General features: G+C 66.2%; 20 protein-coding genes. 17 read left to right on the top strand and 3 right to left on the bottom strand.

What is annotated here, in order from left to right:
- Positions 1–41 precede the first annotated feature (41 nt).
- From LB310_RS06710 to LB310_RS06730, 5 genes are all read left to right on the top strand, one after another.
- Positions 42–749 (top strand): hypothetical protein, encoded by a 708-nt coding sequence (locus LB310_RS06710; RefSeq protein WP_123673758.1) that lies wholly within the window; start codon positions 42–44, stop codon positions 747–749.
- 264 nt (positions 750–1,013) lie between these two features.
- Positions 1,014–2,120, top strand: a complete 1,107-nt coding sequence (locus LB310_RS06715) for a site-2 protease family protein (RefSeq protein WP_123673756.1) — start codon at positions 1,014–1,016, stop codon at positions 2,118–2,120.
- A 685-nt stretch (positions 2,121–2,805) separates the two neighbouring features.
- Entirely contained in the window at positions 2,806–3,873 is a 1,068-nt protein-coding gene (gene ispG / locus LB310_RS06720) for a flavodoxin-dependent (E)-4-hydroxy-3-methylbut-2-enyl-diphosphate synthase (RefSeq protein ID WP_278806624.1), read from the top strand.
- Positions 3,870–5,627, top strand: a complete 1,758-nt coding sequence (locus tag LB310_RS06725) for a proline--tRNA ligase (RefSeq protein ID WP_278806625.1) — start codon at positions 3,870–3,872, stop codon at positions 5,625–5,627. The genes ispG and LB310_RS06725 overlap by 4 nt, the downstream gene beginning before the upstream one ends.
- Positions 5,627–6,280: an HAD family hydrolase gene (locus tag LB310_RS06730; RefSeq protein ID WP_227153894.1), complete on the top strand. Its 654-nt coding sequence runs from the start codon at positions 5,627–5,629 to the stop codon at positions 6,278–6,280. The genes LB310_RS06725 and LB310_RS06730 overlap by 1 nt, the downstream gene beginning before the upstream one ends.
- Before the next feature lie 75 nt (positions 6,281–6,355).
- Here LB310_RS06730 and LB310_RS06735 read toward each other — a convergent pair whose 3' ends face one another.
- Entirely contained in the window at positions 6,356–6,652 is a 297-nt protein-coding gene (locus LB310_RS06735; protein ID WP_087191412.1) for a helix-turn-helix transcriptional regulator, read from the bottom strand.
- A 265-nt stretch (positions 6,653–6,917) separates the two neighbouring features.
- Between LB310_RS06735 and accB the strand changes: the two genes are divergently transcribed.
- From accB to LB310_RS06770, 7 genes are all read left to right on the top strand, one after another.
- On the top strand, positions 6,918–8,810 hold the full coding sequence (gene accB, locus LB310_RS06740; protein WP_227153895.1) for an acetyl-CoA carboxylase biotin carboxyl carrier protein: 1,893 nt from the start codon (positions 6,918–6,920) through the stop codon (positions 8,808–8,810).
- A complete protein-coding gene (gene accC, locus LB310_RS06745; protein ID WP_301154754.1) occupies positions 8,810–10,162 on the top strand; it encodes an acetyl-CoA carboxylase biotin carboxylase subunit in 1,353 nt (450 codons plus the stop codon). The genes accB and accC overlap by 1 nt, the downstream gene beginning before the upstream one ends.
- Positions 10,159–10,506 carry an Asp23/Gls24 family envelope stress response protein gene (locus LB310_RS06750; RefSeq protein WP_087191415.1) on the top strand — a complete coding sequence of 116 codons (348 nt, stop codon included), beginning with the start codon at positions 10,159–10,161 and terminating at the stop codon, positions 10,504–10,506. The genes accC and LB310_RS06750 overlap by 4 nt, the downstream gene beginning before the upstream one ends.
- Before the next feature lie 21 nt (positions 10,507–10,527).
- Positions 10,528–11,031: a transcription antitermination factor NusB gene (nusB, locus tag LB310_RS06755; protein WP_087191416.1), complete on the top strand. Its 504-nt coding sequence runs from the start codon at positions 10,528–10,530 to the stop codon at positions 11,029–11,031.
- Positions 11,021–11,323 (top strand): exodeoxyribonuclease VII small subunit, encoded by a 303-nt coding sequence (locus tag LB310_RS06760; RefSeq protein WP_096227210.1) that lies wholly within the window; start codon positions 11,021–11,023, stop codon positions 11,321–11,323. Before nusB ends, LB310_RS06760 begins: the two co-directional genes overlap by 11 nt.
- A gap of 14 nt (positions 11,324–11,337) precedes the next feature.
- A complete protein-coding gene (dxs, locus tag LB310_RS06765) occupies positions 11,338–13,212 on the top strand; it encodes a 1-deoxy-D-xylulose-5-phosphate synthase (RefSeq protein WP_278806630.1) in 1,875 nt (624 codons plus the stop codon).
- Between the two features lie 154 nt (positions 13,213–13,366).
- The gene (locus LB310_RS06770; RefSeq protein ID WP_278806631.1) at positions 13,367–14,419 is read left to right on the top strand and encodes an inorganic phosphate transporter; all 1,053 of its coding nucleotides are present in this window, start codon (positions 13,367–13,369) and stop codon (positions 14,417–14,419) included.
- A gap of 198 nt (positions 14,420–14,617) precedes the next feature.
- Here the strand turns inward: LB310_RS06770 and LB310_RS06775 are convergent, their stop codons facing one another.
- Positions 14,618–14,791, bottom strand: coding sequence for a YegP family protein (locus LB310_RS06775; protein WP_087191420.1), 174 nt, complete (start codon positions 14,789–14,791; stop codon positions 14,618–14,620).
- Positions 14,792–14,889: 98 nt separating this feature from the next.
- Complete coding sequence (locus tag LB310_RS06780) at positions 14,890–15,405, bottom strand: GNAT family N-acetyltransferase (protein WP_278806632.1); 516 nt, start codon at positions 15,403–15,405, stop codon at positions 14,890–14,892.
- Positions 15,406–15,667: 262 nt separating this feature from the next.
- Between LB310_RS06780 and LB310_RS06785 the strand changes: the two genes are divergently transcribed.
- From LB310_RS06785 to rpsA, 5 genes are all read left to right on the top strand, one after another.
- Entirely contained in the window at positions 15,668–16,942 is a 1,275-nt protein-coding gene (locus LB310_RS06785; protein ID WP_278806633.1) for an ammonium transporter, read from the top strand.
- Positions 16,943–17,026: 84 nt separating this feature from the next.
- Positions 17,027–17,365, top strand: coding sequence for a P-II family nitrogen regulator (locus LB310_RS06790; RefSeq protein WP_278806634.1), 339 nt, complete (start codon positions 17,027–17,029; stop codon positions 17,363–17,365).
- A gap of 158 nt (positions 17,366–17,523) precedes the next feature.
- The gene (locus LB310_RS06795) at positions 17,524–17,940 is read left to right on the top strand and encodes a Fur family transcriptional regulator (protein WP_087191424.1); all 417 of its coding nucleotides are present in this window, start codon (positions 17,524–17,526) and stop codon (positions 17,938–17,940) included.
- Between the two features lie 192 nt (positions 17,941–18,132).
- Entirely contained in the window at positions 18,133–19,467 is a 1,335-nt protein-coding gene (locus LB310_RS06800) for a sensor domain-containing diguanylate cyclase (protein ID WP_087191425.1), read from the top strand.
- Between the two features lie 249 nt (positions 19,468–19,716).
- Positions 19,717–20,940 (top strand): 30S ribosomal protein S1, encoded by a 1,224-nt coding sequence (gene rpsA / locus LB310_RS06805; RefSeq protein ID WP_087191426.1) that lies wholly within the window; start codon positions 19,717–19,719, stop codon positions 20,938–20,940.
- The last annotated feature ends 17 nt before the right edge of the window (positions 20,941–20,957 follow it).

Raw genomic sequence — 20,957 nt, forward strand, 5'->3', positions numbered from 1 at the left:
CGGCCCCGCTCTTTGCGGTGGCGAAGGGGAAGGGGTTCAGCATGGAAGTCGGAGAAGTGCGCGCGAGCAGGCGGGATCCTTTCCGCCTGGTGATCTGTGCAGCCGCTGCCGTCGCCGTCGCGCTCGGCCTTCTGGCAGCAGCGGGGGGCGTCCCGGCGCCCGAGGCGTCGGGCGAGCCGCTCGTGCAGGTGGTGAGGAGTGCGAAGCAGTTTCCCAACCGGGTGGAAGCGGGCCGCGTATCCTTGGGGTATCCTGACGGTATGTGGGTGATCTTGGAGCCCGAGCCGGACGAGACGAACGTACTGGGGAAGCTGCTCACGGTGACGCAGGCCTTGGTGGGCGACGACGATTTCTCCCACGGGTTCGCGGTAGCCGAGTGCGAGGGCCTGAGCTTCGAGGACGTGCGGGAGCTCGCCGAAACCGCGCAGGAGCAAGCGCCCGCGCGTGCCGAGATGCTGGAAGGGAAGGCCGCCGAGTCGGAATCTTCTGCGCAGATGTACGGAGGGCTGGCGAGCCACTACCGCAACGTCGTGTACGATACCCCGGAGCCTGTCGTGATGAACGGCCGTCGTGGTATCGTCTGGGGGATGGTTGTGCCCTTCGAGGGTGGCAGAGCCGTCACGAGAATCAACTTCATCGAGGTTGATGGGAGTACGGTCGGGATCGTGTACTGTGGTTTCTACCAGCACGAATACGATGCTGATCCCGCGTTCTGGGACGACATCCTCGCCAGCCTCGAGGTGCGCTAGAGAAAAACGCCGGCCCCCGTGTGGCTTGCCGCCGTCCGGTCCGCCGATGCCCGACCTGCCGTCCGGCCTGCTGCAACCTGGCCTGTCGCTGCCCGACCCGCCGTCGTCCGGCCTGCTGCAGCCGGCTTCTCGTGTGCATTTTCCACAGGGCTTGTAGGTTTTTCCCGCACATCGGTTCGGGCGGGTTCCCGTTTCCTATAATGGGCGCAGGCGCGGGAAACCGCGCTGGCTTTCCCAACCTCGCGCTCGAAAGGACTCGAGTTCATGGATATAGTTCTTATGATCGTATACGCCACGATCCTGCTCGGGTTCCTCGTGTTCATCCACGAGGGCGGGCACTATCTGGCTGCGCGCGCGTTCGGCGTGCGAGTGACTGAGTTCATGCTGGGCCTGCCGGGACCGAGCATCGGCTTCACGCGGGGCGGCACGCGGTTCGGCGTGACGGCCGTGCCGCTCGGCGGGTACGCGAAGGTGTGCGGCATGGAGGCGGGCGAGATGAGCCCGCATCTCCAGCAGGTGCTCGCCGCGCTCTACCGCCGCGGCACCGCCAACATGGAGGATATCGCGCGCGACTGCGGCATCTCCGACGACGAGGCGTACGACGCGCTCGAGGAGCTGGTAGAATGGGGCAGCATCAAGGGCCCCACGAAGAAGGACCAGTACAACACGTACCGCACCGTCGAAACGAGGCCTACGAGGAAACAGCTCAAGGCCGCGGCGGCAGGGGAGGCGGCCCCGGTGTCCTATGCGCTCGGAGAGGCGCGCCCGGTGGACGACGCGCACGCGCTGTATCAGAGCGAGTACCGCCAGCAGTACCGCGCGCTGCCGTTCTGGAAGCGCTCCGTCATCCTCGTGGCCGGCGTGTTCGTGAACCTGCTGTTCGCCATGTTGCTTTTCGTGCTCATGTACTCGGTGATCGGCTTCGAGGCCCAGAGCCCGAACACCGGCGTGTTCTACCATGCAGTGCTCACGCCGCTGCAGTCCGTGCAGGCCGGCTTCGCCTATATCGGCCAGGTGGTGGCGCTGGTGGCCAGCCTGTTCAACCCGGCGACGGCCGCGGACACCATGTCGAACACCACCTCCATCATCGGCATCGCCGTGATGTCGAAGGACGCGGTGGACATGGGCCTCATGGGCATCTTGAGCTTCACGGCCATGATCTCGGTGTCGCTCGGCATCATGAACCTGCTGCCCATCCCGCCGCTCGATGGCGGGCGCTTCGTGGTGGAGGTATTCCAGAAGGTGTCGCGGCGCGTGGTCTCAACGCGGGCGCTCAACTACATCTCCGCGGCCGGCATGCTGCTGTTCCTGGGATTCTTCCTGATCATGGCGAACCAGGACATCCAGCGGTTCGTGTTCGGGAATTGGTGAGCGGCGGTCTGGGGGCCGCCGGAACCCGCTGATCGCCCAGCTTGCTTTTGGCACCTGGTCTTCGCTTGCGAAGCCGGGTGCCTGCGTGGCCGTAGCAGGCCGCATGCGTGGCTTCATCTTGTCCCTGCGGCGATTGGGCCCGGCTTCGCCGAGTCTTCCAGCATCCTTCGAGTCTTCCGGCATTCCCTCGGTTCTTCCGGCATCCCCTCGAGTCTTCCAGCGCAGCGATGGGCCGGCCTTCGGGTCCCGGTTTGTCCCGCCGCGCCGGAGACGACATCCATGCGTCCTTGGGATGGAGCCGCAAAAAGCACAGTAATCACCGGTTTTGGACGGGTTGTTCCTCTTCCGGGGTTACGCCGCCCTCGTCATCCTCTCGCGAGCAGGAAAAACGTCCGAAGTCCCTGACGAAGCGCGTTCCCGCAGGCAGTTTCCTCCTCGAACCGGTAGAAAACCGGTGATTACTGTGCAACAGGGCCTCGGTCAAGGCTCTCGCTTCGCGCAGTCCTTGCGAGGCCCAGTCCGATGCGGCGCACCCCGAATCCGCTTCGGGACACCTGTCGGTCGCCTGCCGGCCGCTTCCGGCCGGTTTTTGCGGCAGACTTCGTGAAGGGGGCTCGGGAGGGTCGCTTTCGGCGGTACAATATCCCGACATGCGGTTTGAGGCGCTAAGGGAACGGAGGGGCGGATGCCCGGCACAGCGAAGCCGAACGAGGCGACCCGACGGGTCATGGTGGGCGGCGTGCCGCTCGGCGGCGGCGCGCCCGTCGTCGTGCAGTCCATGCTGAACGCTCCGGCCGACGACGTTGCGGCGAACCTCGCGCAGATCGAGGCGCTGGCCGCGGTCGGCTGCGAGGTCGTGCGCATGGCCGTCCCGCACAAAGCCGACCTCGATGCGTTCGAGGCCGTGTGCGCCGCCTCGTCGCTGCCCGTAGTGGCCGACATCCACTTCTCGGCCGATATCGCGGTGGAGGCTGCGCGCCGCGGTGCCGCGAAGCTGCGCATCAACCCCGGCAACATCGGGGGCCTCGCCAAGACGGACGCCGTGCTCGATGCGGCGGGGGAGGCCGGCATCCCCATCCGCATCGGGGTGAACGCCGGCTCGCTCGACGCCGAGCTGGCCGCGCGCGACGACCTCACGCTCGCGCAGAAGCTCGCGCGCTCGGCTGCCGACTACGTGCGCTACTGCGAGGGGCGCGGCTTTACCGACCTGGTGGTCAGCGCGAAGGCCCACGACGTCATGGCCACGGTGGCCACGTACCGCCAGCTCGCCCGCGAGCTTCCAACGTGCCCGCTGCACATCGGCGTGACGGAGGCCGGCACCCTGTTCCAAGGCGTCATCAAGAGCGCTTGCGGCCTGGGTATCCTGTTGGAAGAGGGCATTGGCGATACGCTGCGCATCTCGCTCACCGACGACCCCGTAGAGGAGGTTCGCGCCTGCTGGACGCTGCTCGCGGCGCTCGACTTGCGCCGCCGTTCGCCGGAGCTCATCAGCTGCCCCACGTGCGGGCGCTGCCAGGTGGACCTCATCGGGCTGGCGCGGCAGGTGGAGCAGCGCATCGCGAATCTGGGCAAGCCGCTCAAGGTGGCGGTCATGGGCTGCGTGGTAAACGGCCCGGGCGAGGCTGCCGACGCCGATATCGGCGTGGCGTGCGGAGCGGGGATGGGCGTGGTGTTTTCAAAGGGAGACGTCGTCCGCAAGGTGGAAGAGAAGGCCATCGTGGACGCTTTGATGGAGGAGATAGGAAAGCTATGACGAACGCGAATATCATGCGCATGAGCGAGCTGTACGTGCCCACGCTCAAGGAGGACCCGACCGATGCGGAGATCGCCAGCCACAAGCTGCTGCTGCGTGCCGGCATGATCCGCAAGACGGCCTCGGGCGTGTACACGTTCCTGCCGCTGGGCAAGCGGGTGCTGGCGAAGGTGGAGCGCATCGTGCGCGAGGAGATGGACGCCATCGGCTCCCAGGAGATCATGATGCCGGCGCTGCAGCCCGGAGAGCTGTGGCACGAGAGCGGGCGCTGGGACGACTACGGCCCCGAGCTCATGCGCCTGGTCGACCGCCACGACCGCGAGTTCTGCCTCGGGCCCACCCACGAGGAGCTCATCACGGCCCTCGTGCGCAACGAGCTGCGCTCGTACAAGGAGCTGCCGCTCACGCTGTACCAGATCCAGGTGAAGTTCCGCGACGAGATCCGCCCGCGCTTCGGGCTTCTGCGCAGCCGCGAGTTCATCATGAAGGACGCCTACAGCTTCCACGCGAGCCAGGAGTCGCTGCAGAAGACCTACGACGACATGAGCGCCGCCTACGGGCGCATCTGTGACCGCATGGACATGGACTATCGCCCCGTCGAGGCGGATTCCGGCCAGATCGGCGGCAGCGTGACCTGCGAGTTCATGGCGCTTGCCGATGCTGGCGAGGCCGAGCTCGTGCACTGCGCGTGCGGCTGGGCGGCCAACGCCGAGGCGGGCGACTGCCTGGCGCGCCCGACCGTCTACGACGTGCCGGCCATGGAGAAGGTGGCTACCCCGGGCGTGCACACCATCGCCGAGCTGGCGGCGTTCCTGGACATCCCCGAGTCCTCCACCGTGAAGGCGCTGTCGGGCAAGAACGACGCGGGCGACCTGGTGGTGCTGTTCATTCCCGGCGACCACGAGCTGAACGAGCTGAAGGCCGAGCGCGTGTCCGGCGGCTTCACGCTGCTCACCGACGAGGACATGGAGGCCTTCGGCCTGCACAAGGGCTCCATGGGCCCGGTCGGCCTGCCCGAGGCCGCGCGCGTCATCGCGGCGCGCAGCCTGCAGGCCGTGCCGAAGTGGGTCGTGGGCGCGAACGAGGACGGCTACCACTACGTGGGAGCCCAGCTGGGCGTGGACTTCAAGGTGGACGAGTGGGCCGACCTCTGCATCGTGCAGCCCGGCGACAGCTGCCCGAAGTGCGGCCTTCCGCTCGAGGGAGCGCGCGGCATCGAGGTGTCGCAGGTGTTCCAGCTGGGAGACAAGTACTCGAAGGCCATGGGCGCCACGTTCATGGCGGAGGACGGCTCCGAGCAGCCGTTCCTCATGGGCTGCTACGGCGTGGGCGTGTCGCGCACCATGGCGGCCATCGTGGAGCAGCACAACGACGAGAACGGCATCGCATGGCCCTTCTCGGTGGCGCCGGCGCACGTGTGCGTTCTGCCGCTCACCGTGGGCGACGACGAGGTGCAGCCGGCAGCCGAGAAGCTGGCCGGCGATTTGGCGAAGCTTGGCCTGGAAGTGGTTATCGACGACCGCAAGGAGCGCGCCGGCGTGAAGTTCGCCGACGCCGATCTCGTGGGCTGGCCGCTGCAGGTCGTGGTGGGCAAGCGCGGCCTGGCCGAGGGCAAAGTAGAGATCAAGCACCGCAAGACGGGCGCGCGCCGCGACATCTCGCTCATGGCGCTGACCGACGCGGTGGCGTTCGCGCAGCGCAACACGAAGGTGTGGGGCTCCGAGGTCGACCTGTTCGGCGGGCTGTTCGCCTGATGGGCTCCTTCTCGGATGCAAGTGGGGTGCTGTTCGACCTGGACGGCACCCTGCTCGATACCCAGCGCTTGATCTTGGTTTCCTTCCGCCATGCCGTGGAGACGGTGCTGGGGAGGAGCATCCCCGACGAGCTGCTCATGGCCAAGGTGGGCCAGCCGCTCACGGTGCAGATGTGGGACTTCACGGACGACCAGGAGGTGCACGATGAGCTGCTCGCCGTCTACCGCGACTACAATGCCCGCGTGCACGACGATCTCATTCGCATCTTCCCCGGCGTGCCCGAGCTGATCGCCGATTTGCGCGGCAGGGGCCTGTCCCTCGGCGTGGTAACCTCCAAGCGCCACGAGGCCGCTCTGCGCGGTCTGGCCACGTTCGGCCTGGATGGCGCGTTCGACCTGCTCATAGGCTCCGACGACTGCGCCACCCACAAGCCCGACCCCGGTCCGGTCCTCCAAGGCTGCGGCTTGCTCGGCCTGCGCCCCGGGGAGTGCGTGTACGTGGGAGACAGCCCCTTCGACCTCCAGGCCGGCCACGGTGCCGGCTGCCCCACGGCCGCGGCCCTTTGGGGTATGTTCCCCGAAGAGGTGCTGCTGGCCGAAGAGCCGGAGGTCGTGTGCCGCGACGTAGGGGAGCTTCGCAGGTGCCTGCTCTAGGGTGCCACGTCCGCTCCAGCTAGCCTGGCACCTGAAACGCCATCCGCCCGGGCGCGGGCGGGCTGGGCTGCGGGGCTAGATCCTCTCGTGCCCGCCCAAGGAATGGAGGGCTCCTCCGGGGGCCAGAAGGGCGTCGAGGGGGCGCTCGAAGGCGCGCGCGAACTTCACGACCTTCGAGAAATCGGCGTCTATCAAGCCGTCCTCGATGTCGGTGATGTGGCTTCGGCTGGACCCGACCATGTCCGCCAGCTCCTTTTTCGTCAGATGCTCGCTCTCGCGCAGGACGCGCACGTTCTCTCCGAACGTGCGCGCGAGATGCTGGACAAGGGGGTCCTTGCCCAGCATCTTGGCCTGTCGTGACTTCTCCGGCATGGTCGAAATCGTAGGCGAGCTCTCGAAGGTAAAAGTATTCAGATGAATACACTTCGCTGCACCGAACGACAAAGCCGCCCATAGCGGGCAGACCGCGGGCAGTCCGCCCTCCGCCTGCGCGGCATTCGGCCGATCGCGCCCCTCATCCCCCTATTCTGTTGCTTAGCAGTGAATTTCCCCTGGCATCTACGCCGCGACCTCAACCTTCCTCTATAATCGGTTATTCGATCTTTGACTAACTGCAAATCGAAGGGGGTGTGAGTTCATGCCGAGACTTCAAATCATGGATACCACGATCCGCGACGGCCAGCAGAGCCTCTGGGCCACGCGCATGCAGATCGGGGACATGCTGCCGATCCTGCCTAAGATGGACCGGGTCGGGTACTGGGCCATCGAGGCGTGGGGCGGTGCGACGTTCGACACGTGCCTGCGCTTTCTCGACGAGAACCCGTGGGAGCGTCTGCGATCTATCAAGGCGAACACGCCGAACACGCCGCTCGCCATGCTGTCCCGCGGCCAGAACCTCGTGGGGTACAAGCACTACTCGCGCGAGATCTGCAACCGTTTCATCAAGGCTTCCAAGCGCAACGGCATTCACGTGTTCCGCGTGTTCGACGCCCTCAACGACATCCGCAACGTCGTGGACAACGCCGAGGCCATCAAGGAATGCGGCGGCCACTTCGAGGGAGCTATCTCCTACACCATGTCGCCGGTCCACACGCTGGACAGCTACTTGGAGTACGGCCAGAAGATGAAGGATCTGGGCGCCGACTCCATCGCCATCAAGGATATGGCCGGCATGCTCACGCCCTACCGCACCGAGCGCATGGTGAAGGCGTTCAACGCCGAGATCGGCCTGCCGCTGCACATCCACTGCCACTACGTGGGCGGCATGGCGCCCGCCAACATCATCAAGGCTGCCGAGGCCGGTGCCGCCATCGCGGACACGGCCCACGCGCCGCTCGCCTTCGGCAACTCGCACCCCGCGGTGGAGATGATCGTGGCCGCCCTCCAGGAGAGCCGCTACGACACCGGGCTCGACCTCGACCTGCTGTTCGAGATCGCCGAGTACTGGGAGGAGGTGCGCAAGCGCGGCCACTACAAGCGCGGCGTGTCCTCGCTCACGCACATGAAGGTGTACTCGCACCAGGTGCCCGGCGGCATGATGTCCAACCTCGTGTCGCAGCTGGAGATCCAGAACGCCGGCGACCGTCTGCCCGAGGTCATGCAGGAGATCCCGAAGGTGCGCGCGGAGGTGGGCTACCCGCCGCTCGTCACGCCCCTGTCGCAGATCGTGGGCACGCAGGCCGTGTTCAACGTGCTCACCGGCAAGCGCTGGAGCGTGGTGTCCAAGGAGATGAAGGACTATATCTGCGGCTACTACGGCAAGGCGCCGGGTCGCATGGACAAGGACATCGTGGCAAAGGTGGTGGGCAACTCCGAGATGCTGCCGCCCGATATTGCCCCCGGTTCTCTCGTGACCACCACGTATTCCCAGGTGGAAGACGAGATCGGCGACCTCGCGAAGAGCGAGGAGGACGTGCTCATGTACGCCCTGTTCCCGAACGAGGCCCGCACGTACCTGAGCAAGCACCGCACATCGGAGAAGGTCGACTTCCTCATGGAGCAGGAGTCGAGCCACACCAAGGAGGACGATTACGTGGACATCAATCAGATTCGCGAGCTGGTTCGCGTCGCCGAGGAAAGCGGCGTCGGCGAGATCGTAGTCGAGGAGGAGGGCACCCGCATCGCCGTGCGCATGCCGGGCACGCTGTCCTCCGACGCCATGGCGGCCGCAGCCGCTGCGGCCCCGGTGGCCGCCGTCGCCCCCGCTCCCGCGGCCGAGGCCTCCGCTTCCGCCGACGACGGCGTCGAGCGCCCCTCGAACTGGTACTGCGTGACGGCTCCCATGGTGGGCACGTTCTACACGTCCCCCGCGCCCGGCGAGCCGCCGTTCGTGCAGGTGGGCGATGAGGTGGCTGCCAACCAGACGCTCTGCATCGTGGAGGCTATGAAGCTCATGAACGAGATCACGGCCGAGGAGATGGGCACGGTGCGCGAGGTGTGCCTCGAGGATGCCATGCCCGTCGAGTTCGGCACGCCGCTGTTCTACGTCGAGCCCCACGGCGCCCCGGCCCCGGCTCCGGAGACGGCGTAATGTTTAGCAAGATACTGGTAGCGAACCGCGGCGAGGTGGCGTTGCGCGTCATGCGCGCAGCCAAGGAGCTGGGCGTGAAGACGGTGGCGGTGTACTCCACGGAGGACGCGGACACCTATCCCGTGCAGTACGCCGACGAGGCCGTGTGCATCGGCCCAGCCCAGGCGAACAAGAGCTACCTCGTCATGCCCAGCATCATAGCCGCAGCCAAGAACGCCGGCGCCGAGGCCATCCACCCTGGCTACGGCTTCTTGGCCGAGAACGCCGACTTCGCCCGCGCCTGCGTGGACAACGACCTGGTGTTCATCGGCCCCGCGGCCGACTGCATCGAGCGCATGGGCGACAAGAGCATGGCGCGCGAGACCATGAAGTCCTGCGGCGTGCCCACGGTGCCCGGCTCCGACGGCTGCATCGACACGGCCGCCGAGGCCAAGGCGTTCGCGGACAGCGTGGGCTATCCCGTGCTCATCAAGGCCACGGCGGGCGGCGGCGGCAAGGGCATGCGCGAGGTGCACGATCCAGCCGATCTTGAGGCCCAGTACCAGGCCGCGCGCACCGAGGCCGGCGCCGCCTTCGGCAACGACGGCGTGTACCTGGAAAAGCTCGTGCTGCGCCCGCGCCACGTGGAGGTGCAGGTGCTGGCCGACGACTTCGGCAACAACCTGGCACTCTGCGAGCGCGACTGCTCCGTGCAGCGTCGCCACCAGAAGCTCATTGAGGAGGCTCCCTCGCCGGCGCTCACCGAGGACCTGCGCCGCGCCATGGGCGTGGCGGCCATCAAGGCCGTGCGCGCCGTGAACTACAAGAACGCCGGCACGATAGAGTTTTTGCTCGACGAGCGCGGCAACTTCTACTTCATGGAGATGAACACGCGCGTGCAGGTGGAGCACCCCGTGACCGAGCAGATCACCGGTACCGACATCATCAAGGAGCAGCTGCGCATCGCCTCCGGCGAGCCCATCAGCTGCGCCTCCCGTGCGCCGTTCGCCCCGTTCGGCCATGCGATGGAATTCCGCATCAACGCGGAGGACCCCGCGCACGGCTTCCGACCCTGCCCGGGCACCATCACCAAGTTCGAGCTCCCGGCGGGTCCCGGCGTGCGCGTGGAGAGCTATGTGCGCACCGGCTCGCGCATCTCGCCCTACTACGACTCGCTCGTGGCGAAGCTCGTGGTGTACGGCCAGGACCGCGAGGAGGCGCTGCAGCGCGGCCGCCGCGCCCTTGACGAGTTCGTCATCGAGGGCATCGAGACCACCATCTCGTTCCACCGCCGCGTGCTGGACAACGCCGTGTTCTGCGCGGGCGAGGCGACGACCGACTTCATTGAGACCCAGATGGGAGACGTGTTATGAACGAGCTGAACCTTGACGGCATGGCGCTTGCGCCGGGTGTCGTCGAGACGATCGTGTCCATTGCAGCCAACGAGGTGGAGGGCGTGGCCTCCGTGGGCTCCGCCGCCGCGGGCGGACTGCGCTCCGTGTTCGGCGCCAAGCCGTCCACCCAGGGCATCGACATCGCCGTGGACGAGGACGACAAGCTGGTCATATCGGTGCGCGTGGACGTGTACTACGGCTATGTGCTGCCCGAATTGGCCGCCAACCTGCGCCAGGCCGTGGCCGATGCCGTGGCGAGCCAGGTGGGGGCGCAGGTTTCCTCGGTCGACGTGTACATCGACGGCATCCAGTTTGCCGGTTAGCCGGAGGTTTGCTGAGCTCCTATGGCTGCTAAACGACATGAACGAACGCGTGCGCGCCGCTCGGCGCTCGCGCTGCTCTACACGAGCGAGATCACGGACGAGGGCGCTACCAAGATCGCCGAGGAAGGCCGCTACCTGGCCGAGGACGGCCCGCTGCCCGACTACGCCACAGCGCTCGTGCGGGGCGTGGAGGCGCACCGCATGGCCATCGACAAGCATTTGGCGGCCACGTCGGAGAACTGGGCGCTTGCGCGCATGCCCATCGTCGACCGCTCAATCCTGCGCCTGGCCACCTACGAGATGATGTACGTGGACGACGTGCCCACCTCGGTCACGATCAACGAGGCCGTTGAGCTGGCGAAGGACTTCGGCGGAGAGGACGAGTCGCCGCGTTTCGTCAACGGCGTGCTGGGCCGCATCGCGAAGATCCTGGACGAGGAGAAGGCCGAGGAGAAGGCGGCGTCGGCGTCCGCCGCGGCGCGGGAGGGCGAGCTGCCCGAAGGAGCCCCTTCCCATGGCGCATGAGTCATATGAAAGCTTTGACCAGGTGAAGGCCCGCCTCGACGAGATCGTCGATGCCGTTGGCTCAAGCGAGATGCCCCTCGACGAGGCGCTCTCCCTGTATGAGGAGGCTGTGGGATTGGGCCTGCGGGCGAGCGAGCTGCTCGAGGAGAACATCGAGGCCCGCGATGCCGAAGACGAGGCCGAAGACGGCGCGGGCAAGGCCGTCTGCGAGGCCGCCGCGGGAACCGAGGTTGAAATCGAAGCCGCAGCTTCGGACGCGGAGGCGTCCGCGGCGGCTGCGGCTCAAGCGTAACGGGGGGCGTGACTATGGACCATCGCATTCTCGACGTGATCTCGTCGCCGGCCGACCTCAAGCTGCTGACCAACGAAGAGCTCTCCATCCTCGCCCGCGAGATACGCGAGGAGATCGTGTCCGTGACGTCGGAGACGGGCGGTCACGTGGGCTCGTCGCTCGGTGCCGTGGAGATCATCCTGGCCGTGCACAGCATGCTGGACTGCCCGCGCGACCGGTTCATCTTCGACGTGGGCCACCAGGCCTATGCGCACAAGCTGGTCACGGGCCGTCTCGACGAGTTCAAGTCGCTGCGCACCTACGGCGGCCTCTCCGGCTTCCCGAAGCCCGGCGAGAGCCCCTACGACGTGCATCCCTCGGGCCATGCCTCCGACTCGCTTTCGGTGGCGCTCGGCCTGGCGAAGGCACGCGACCTCTCGGGCGGCGACAACAAGGTGGTAGCCCTGATAGGCGATGCGGCGCTCTCGGGCGGCATGGCGTTCGAGGCGCTCAACCACATCGGACAGGCGCAGACCCCGATGGTGGTCGTCCTCAACGACAACGAGATGTCCATCTCGCGCAACGTGGGCGCGCTCATGAAGCACCTCGGCTACATGCGCGCCTCCTCGCAGTACCGCCAGACGCGCGACTCCGTCCAGGAGAGATTGGAAAGCAGCGGACCCTTCGGGGAGGCGCTCGCGAACTTCGGGCGCAACATGAAGGAATCCATGAAGCAGTTCGTGCTCCCGCGTACCATGATCTTCGAGCAGCTGGGCATCCTGTGCACGGCGCCCATCGACGGCCACGACATCGGCGCGCTCAAGGAGACGCTCGCCATGGTGCTGGAGACGGACGCACCCGTGCTCATGCACGTGGTGACGAAGAAGGGAGCCGGCTACGGGCCGGCCGTGCGCAACCCCGAGAAGTTCCACGGCATCGCGCCGTACGACGTGGCTACCGGTGCCGTGAAGAAGAAGCCGTCCGCCGCCCCCTCGTACACGAGCGTGTTCGGCGCGGCGCTTGCGGCCGAGGCGCGCAAGGACGAGCGTATCGTGGCCATCACGGCCGCCATGAAGGACGGCACGGGCCTGGCGGGCTTCGCCGAGGAGTTCCCGAGCCGCTTCGTGGACTCGGGCATAGCCGAGGAGCACGCCGTGGGCTTGGCCTCGGGCCTGGCCATCGGCGGCAAGAAGCCGGTCGTGGCCATCTACTCGACGTTCCTGCAGCGCGCCGTGGACCAGCTGGTCATCAACAACGCGCTGCCGAACCTGGACGTGGTGTTCGCCATCGACCGCGCCGGCGTGGTGGGGGAGGACGGCCCCACGCATCACGGCATGTTCGACCTCGCATACACGCGCATGGTGCCGCATATGCGCGTGCTCGCCCCGTCGAACGAGGCGGAGCTCGTGCATGCGCTGCACACGGCGCTGGCGCTGGGCGGCCCGTTCGCCATCCGCTACCCGCGCGGGGCGGCCGAGGGCGTGCCGCTGCCCGAGGAGCCCCAGGTGCTGGAAGTGGGGAAGTCGCAGGTGGTGCGCGAGGGGGCCGACGTGGCCATCCTCGCGTTCGGCCGTATGGTGGGCCGTGCGCTGGGCGCCGCGGAGTTGCTGGCGGCGCGCGGCATCGATGCGCGCGTCGTGGACATGCGCTGGGCGAAGCCGCTCGACGCCGATGCCATCGCGCGTGCGGCGCAGACGCGCCTCGTGGTCACGGTGGAGGGCGGCATCGTGTCGGGTGGTGCGGGCGAGGGCGTGCTGGGCGAGCTTGCGCGCCAGGGCCTGGCCGTGCCTGCGCTCACGCTGGGCATTCCCGATATGTTCGTGCCGCAGGGCAAGGCCGACTTGCTGCTTCGCGACCTGGGCCTCGATCCCGAGGGGATAGCGGCCTCCATCGAGGAGCGCATGAAATAGGGGCGACTTTACCTAAACTTGATCTTTCCGTTGCCTTGACTTGACAAAGCACCGCTATCATACGATTCCGTGTGCTTTGTCACCGAAGCCGTGAAAGGGACCCCAAGTTGAATACTCTTGCCGATCGGCACCCTTCGTTCGAGGAGGAGTCCGAGTGAGCTACGATTTCGGCTCGTTCGCTGCAGCGTTCGTCAGCGACCCCATACTCGCTCTCATCGTCATCCTGACGCTGGGCGCCACGGTGGTGAACGGGGCGACCGACGCCCCCAACGCCATCGCCACCGTCGTGGGCACGAAGGCCATGAAGCCCACGCCCGCCATCGTTATGGCGGCGATATGCAACTTCGTCGGCCTTGCCGGCATCACCATGGTCTCGTCGGCCGTGGCCGCCACCATCTTCAAGATGGTGGATTTCGGCGGCGACAACCATGCCGCCCTCGTCGCGTTGGCGGCGGCCATGGTGGCCATCATCGTATGGGGCGTGGCGGCCTGGTACTTCGGCATACCCACGTCCCAGAGCCACTCGCTCATCGCCGGCATCACCGGTGCGGCCATCGCCCTGCAGGGGGGCTTGGGCGGCGTGAACGGCGGCGAATGGATGAAGGTGGTATACGGTCTGGTCATCTCCACGGTGCTCGGGTTCGGTACAGGATGGCTGTTCACGCGCCTCATAAAGAAGGCGTGTCGGCGCGCCGAGCGCTCCAAGGCGAACTCGTTCTTCAAGTGGGCGCAGATCGTGTCGGGCGCCGGCGTGGCCGTGCTGCACGGCGCGCAGGACGGCCAGAAGTTCCTGTCGCTGTGCATGCTGGGCATCATGCTGGCCATGAGCGGCCAGTCGGGCGGCGACGTGTCGTTCCCGTTCTGGCTCATCATCATGGTGTCGGCCGTCATGGCGCTGGGCACCGCCGTGGGCGGCAAGAAGATCATCAAGTCCGTGGGCATGAACATGGTTAAGATGGAGCAGTACCAGGGCTTCGCCGCCTGCCTGTCCGCCTGCTTCTGCATCGGCCTGGCCACGTTCACGGGCCTGCCGGTGTCCACCACGCATACCAAGACCACCGCCATCATGGGCGTGGGCGCCGAGAAGAGCCTGCGCAACGTGAAATGGGGCCTTGCCGGCCGCATGGTGGGCACTTGGGTGCTCACGTTTCCCGGCTGCGGCCTGCTGGCGTTCGCGTTCACGCACCTGTTCCTGATGTTCTTCTAGGGGGATCGGGTGGTGCGTCCAACGAGGTCGTAGACGGGTTGGCGTTGTAGGTCAGCGCGAAGGGCCCCCGTGCCCGGAATTGCCGTGAGCCGGCGAAGCGCGCTTTTGCACGCGAGGAAGGCTTGGAGCGGCAAGGCTGGGCACGGGGGCCTTCGCGGCGTCGAGCGATTCCGCTGGCCGTTAGGCCAGCGGAACGAACTAATCCTCTTCCACGACTTCCGCGCCGGGGGCGTTCCTCTTCACGCTCTCGATGCCCTTCTTGCAGGATTCCTTGGACTGGTAGTGCTGCGACGTGGCGATGACTTCGCCGTTGTCGGCTTTCAGCACGAAATGGCATCCCGTCTCGGACGTCTTGATGACGAACTTGCCCATGGGACCGCTCCTTCTCTTCGACGATAACGGAATCATATACCCCGGTCAGATAGAAGGGGCGTCACAGCAGGCGGTTTCACCAATGGTTGAACGGCATCCTATGCGCCGATGCGCTTCTCCATGATGAAGTCGTCCATGATGAAGCCTTGCCCGATGTCGGTCTCCACGGACTCGATGGTCTCGAACCCCTTGCCCCGGTACGCGCGCACGCCCAGGTCGTTGTGCTTGTTCACCGTCAGGTACATGGCCGCGAGTCCGCGTGCGCGGCACAGGTCCTCGTAGAAGCGGATGGTCTGGCTGGCGAACCCGTGCCCACGCTCTTCGGCGCACAGGTAGATCTTCGAGATGAAGAAGCGGTTCGTCTCGGGCTCGACGCGCCCTCCCGTGTAGCCTACGGTGCGGCCGTCCTCGGCGGTGCGCAGGAACCAGTACTCGTAAGCGTGCTCGGCCACGTCGCGCTCGATAGCTTCGAGGCTCTGGAACTGTTCCACCATGTAGTCGGTTTGGGCCTCGCCGATGAGGGCGGGCCAGTACTCGTGCCAGATCTCGCTGGCGAGCGTCGCCAGGGCGGCGCGGTCCTCGGGCGTTTCGACGGGGACGAACTCGATGGTCATGCGGTGGTCCTTTCTCTCGCGTGTCCCTTCCACTATACCGCAACGGTGCGCGCTGCCATCGTTCCCGCAGTCCGATTCCTTCGGGCTCGCGGCCCGGTGCTGCGAGGCGTGTTTCCTTTCGGTAACGGCGATGCTTCCCGTCTGTTAAAAGGCGTTTTTGAGCGCGTTAACAGTTGCAGGTCTCGCTTGGGACGGTCGCGGGGCGGTGGGATCATCGAATGCGTAAACAGGAAGCACTCGTATTCGAGGGAGGTAGAGGCACATGTTCGACACAGGATCGACGGGTTTCATGCTGGTATGCGCGATGCTCGTCTTGCTGATGACGCCGGGGCTGGCGTTCTTCTACGGAGGTTTGAGCCGTCGCAAGAACGTCGTGAACACGATGCTCATGTCGTTTGCGGTGCTCGGCATCGTGGGCGTCACCTGGACGGTGTGCGGATGGTCGTTCGCGTACGGCGGGGACGGGTCGCTTCCGTTCTTCGGAGGCTTCGACCAGCTCGGCCTCGCTGGGCTGGTGGCCGACATCGTGGGCGAAGCCCCCGAAGCGCTGAGCCACGACGCGTACCCCGCGATAGCCGACGTGGTGTTCCAGATGGCGTTTTGCATGATTACCACGGCCATCGTCACGGGTGCGGTGGCCGGGCGCGTGAAGTTCGGCGCGGTGTGCGCGTTCGCGGCGGTGTGGACCGTCGTGGTGTACCCGCCGCTCGCCCACATGGTGTGGGGCGGCGAGGGGAGTCTCGTGGGAGGCATGATCGGCGCGCTCGACTTCGCGGGCGGCGATGTGGTGCACATCTCGTCCGGCCTCACGGGCCTGGTTCTCTGCGTTATCGCGGGCAAGCGGAAGGGGTACGCCGTGATGAGCTACCGCCCTCACAACGTGCCGTTCGTGGCGCTTGGCGCGACGCTCCTGTGGTTCGGATGGTTCGGCTTCAATGCGGGCTCCGAGTTCTCCCCCGACGGCGTTGCTGCGCTCGCGCTCGTGAACACCGTGGCGGCGTCTAGTTCAGCGCTCGTTTCGTGGCTGGCCGTCGAGCGCGCGCGTGACGGCAAGCCCACGCTCGTGGGCGCGGCGACGGGCTTGGTGGCTGGTCTCGTAGTGATCACGCCGGCAGCGGGCTTCGTGGAGCCATGGGCAGCGGCGGCGATGGGCGTCATCGTATCGCCCGTGTGCTACGCCGCCGTCTCGTTCCTCAAGCGCAGGCTCGGCTACGACGACGCGCTCGACGCATTCGGCATCCATGCGGTCGGTGGCGTGACCGGCGGCATCCTGACCGGGCTGTTCTGCGTGCCCGAGCTGTCGTGGACCGACTTCGGCGGCCTGCTCTATACCGGCGATCCCACGCTGCTGGGCGCGCAGGTGCTCGGCATTCTCGTGACGGTGGGGTTCGTGGGCGTGCTCGACGTGGCGCTCGGTTTCATCGTGAAGGCGTGCTTCAAGGGAAGCCTGCGTGTGGGCGAGGCCGAGGAGGCGCAGGGCCTCGACGTGACCGCTCACGGCGAGAGCGCGTATCCGGCCTATGTGGGACTCGACTAAGGTTCCGCCGTTCTGCCGAACGGCGGAACGGGCCGGCGACTCTCGCTGGCTTCGACGAACCAGTGATAGCAAAGGAGCTGTTAAATGAAGAAGATCACCGCCATCGTGCGGCCCGAGAAGCTCGAGCCGCTCAAGGAGGCGCTGTTCGCCGCGCAGGTGGGCGGCATGACCGTCAGCCAGGTGCAAGGGTGCGGCAGCCAGCATGGTTGGAAGGAGTACTACCGCGGGACCGAGGTGATGCTCAACATGATACCGAAGGTGAAGTTCGAGCTCGTGGTCGAGGATGCAGAGGTGGCGCCTCTCGTCGACCTCGTCCGCGCCACGGCATGCACCGGCGAGGTAGGCGACGGCAAGATCTTCATCTTCCCGGTGGAGGAGGTGGTGCGCATCCGCACCGGGGAGACGGGCGCCGCCGCTGTGTAGCGAGCGCAGAAGGTGCCGGCATGTCCGGACGGCATCGATCCAGCCTGGATCGGTGCCGTCCCGTGTGGAGGTTCGGCGGCGGGGTTTGCAGGTTGTTGTTAATGGGATATAATCCTATTTAAATTACGATAGTGATAAGCAGACCCAAGGAGTTCGCAATGGCCACGGCAACGAAGAAGGGGGCGTCCACGGCGCCCTCGCGCAACACCATTCAGCGGGCGCTCGTGCTGGAGGCGGTGCGGTCGCTGCATAACCACCCCACGTCGGCCGACGTGTACGAGGCGGTGCGTCGCACGTACCCGAACATCTCGCGGGCCACGGTGTACCGCAACCTGGGCGTGCTGGCTAGCCGAGGCGACGTGCTGCGCGTCGAGGTGCCCAACGGCGCCGACCGCTACGACTTCTTCAACGAGCCGCATTACCACGCGAAGTGCCGCGTGTGCGGCGGCATCGTGGACGTCGATATGCCCTACGAGCCGGACATCGCCTCCCGTATAGCCGATGCACATGGCTTCGCCATCGAGGGTCACGAGATCATCTTCGACGGCGTATGCGCCGCTTGCCAGAAAGCCTAGTGACGAGGCCCGCCGCGCGGCGGGGCGAAACGGCCCCGCCGCCGTGCCTCGCGCCCTCCGCCGCCTGCCTCATAGAGCAGAATGGACTGCGGGAATGCGCCCCGGAAGGCACGGGGCGCAAAGGCGCACGCGGACACCGTCCGTCGTCCGAGACGGGCACGGGCCGAGGTAGATAGCGAGGAGAGGGCCGGCATGGCTAACCCTTACGAGATATTCGACGCGCTGGCGGAATGCGTGTACGTGAGCGATCTCGATACCCACGAGATGCTGTACCTCAACGGATCTGCGGAGCGCCTCGTGGGCGACTGGCGGGGCCGGACGTGCTACGACGTGGTGCTGGGCAAAGACGCCCCCTGCGAGTTCTGCAACAACCACGAGCTTTCCGCGGACGCGTTCGTCACGTGGGCGCACTACAACGAGAAGTTCGGGCGCCACTACCTGCTCAAGGACAAGGTCGTGGACTGGGAGGGCCGCCCGGCCCGTTTCGAGGTGGCGTTCGACATGACCGCCGAGCAGGAGCAGCGCCGGGCGCTGGAGACGAAGCTGGGCCTGGAGACGCTGCTCGTGCGCTGCGCCATGAAGCTGCAGAACATAGACGGGTTCGCGGGCGACATGACGTCCGTGCTCCAGATGATAGGCGAGTTCATGGAGGCCGACCGCGTGTACCTCTTCCAGGTGTCGCCCGACGGCACCTCGTTCAGCAACTCGCACGAGTGGTGCGCCGAGGGCGTGGTGCCCCAGATCGACGAGCTGCAGAACATGGACCTGCATTTCGTGACGCAGTGGATGCCGCTGTTCCTGAAGCGCGAGACCATCGTCGTCAAGAACTTGGAGGATTTGCGCGAGACTTCGCCGAACGAGTACGAGATGCTCGCCCCGCAGGGCATAACCACCCTGGTGGACGCGCCGCTGCTCGTGGAGGGCGAGCTCATCGGCTCCATCGGCGTGGACAACCCGGCCGCTATCCACCTGGACCACTGCGGGGAGTTCTTCAGCAGCCTTTCCTACTTCCTGTCCATGGAGCTGGAGCGCTACCGCACGAAGGAGCGATTCCGCCAGCTCAGCTTCACGGACACGCTCACCGGCCTGGGGAACCGCAACCGCTTCATCGCCGACGTGGAGGAGCTCGACGCCGCGGGCCCGCGCAACGGGTTCGGCGTGGTGTACGTGGACATGAACGGCCTGAAGGACATCAACGACCGCGACGGCCACGCAAGGGGCGACCGCGCGCTGATCGCGGCGGGCAGCGCGCTCGCAGACGCGCTCCCGGGGGCATACGTGTACCGCATGGGCGGCGACGAGTTCCTCGCCATCGTGAAGGACGTCTCCGCAGACGGCTTCGACGCGCTGGTGGAAACGGTGCGCGCCCGGCTGTCCGACGCCTCGTGCCCCATGGCCATGGGGCTGCACTACGCCGCGGAGCCTTGCCTTGTCGACGAGGCCGTCAGGTGGGCCGACGGTGCCATGTACGAGGACAAGCGGGCCTACTACAGCTCGCACGCCGCCTCCGCGCGCTACCGCGGCTGATGCGAGGCCAAAGGTGGCGGAATGGCGAGAAATAATCGTGGGGCCTTGTGAATAGTGGTTCTGGGGACGTTGCCTGTGTGATATACTGATGCGGCTTATCGGGAATCCTCCCGGAAGCGCACGTAACTGTAGGCCCCCGAGACATGTTTTTGTTGCACAGCTGAGCGAGCAAGCTTTTGCAGAGCGAACATGGTGTAAGCAATCAATCATGACGAAGGGTCCCCGACTTAAGTTTGAAAGGGGTCCGTTTTGACCGACATCAAGAACACGTCCGTCATCGACTTCAGCGACATCTCCGACGAGCAGATGAACGAGATGATCGACGGCACGCTGACCGAGTTCGACGAGGGCGACCTGGTCGACGGCACGGTCGTCAAGATCGAGCACGACGAGGTGCTCGTGGACATCGGCTTCAAGAGCGAGGGCGTCATCCCCTCCCGCGAGCTGTCCATCCGCAAGGACGCCGACCCGTCCGACATCGTGGAGCTGGGCGAGAAGATCGAAGCCCTCGTGCTCCAGAAGGAGGACAAGGACGGCCGCCTGATCCTTTCCAAGAAGCGTGCCGAGTACGAGCGTGCATGGATCCGCGTCGAAGAGAAGTTCAAGGCCGGCGAAGTGGTCACGGGCGAGGTCATCGAAGTCGTCAAGGGCGGCCTGATCCTCGACATCGGCCTGCGCGGCTTCCTGCCGGCGTCGCTGGTCGACCTCCGTCGCGTCAAGGACCTCGACATGTACCTCAACACCGAGATCGAGGCCCGCGTCATCGAGATGGACCGCAACCGCAACAACGTCGTCCTGTCCCGCCGCGTGCTGCTCGAGGAGGGCCGCAAGAACGAGCGCGCCGAGATCCTCGCGAAGCTCTCGAAGGGCATGCGCCTCAAGGGCACCGTCTCCTCGATCGTCGACTTCGGCGCGTTCGTCGACCTCGGCGGCATCGACGGCCTGGTGCACATCTCCGAGCTGTCCTGGAACCATGTCAACCATCCGTCCGAGGTCGTCAAGGTGGGCGACGAGGTCGAGGTGGAGGTCCTGGACGTCGATCTGCAGCGCGAGCGCATCTCGCTCGGCCTCAAGCAGACGACGGAGGATCCGTGGATCAAGCTCGTCGAGAGCTACCCGGTGGGCACCATCGTCGACGGCAAGGTGACGAAGATCGTGCCGTTCGGCGCGTTCATCGAGCTGGGCCAGTCCATCGAGGGCCTCGTGCACATCTCCGAGATGTCGCAGCGCCACATCGACACCCCCGCGCAGGTCGTGAAGGCTGGCGACGAGGTGAAGGTCAAGGTCATGGAGATCAACCCCGAGCGTCGCCGTATCTCCCTGTCCATGAAGGCCGCCGCCGAGGAGCTCGGCTTCGAGATCGAGGTGGACGAGTCCATCCAGGCCGAGGAGAAGCCGGCCAAGAAGAAGGCCGAGAAGAAGGAAGAGGCCGCCCCGGCTGCCGCTCCCGCCGAGGAGCCGGCTGCGGAGTAGCTTCCCCGCCGATTGTA

Source organism: Gordonibacter sp. RACS_AR49 (genome assembly GCF_030418435.1).
GTDB classification, from domain to species: domain Bacteria; phylum Actinomycetota; class Coriobacteriia; order Coriobacteriales; family Eggerthellaceae; genus Gordonibacter; species Gordonibacter urolithinfaciens.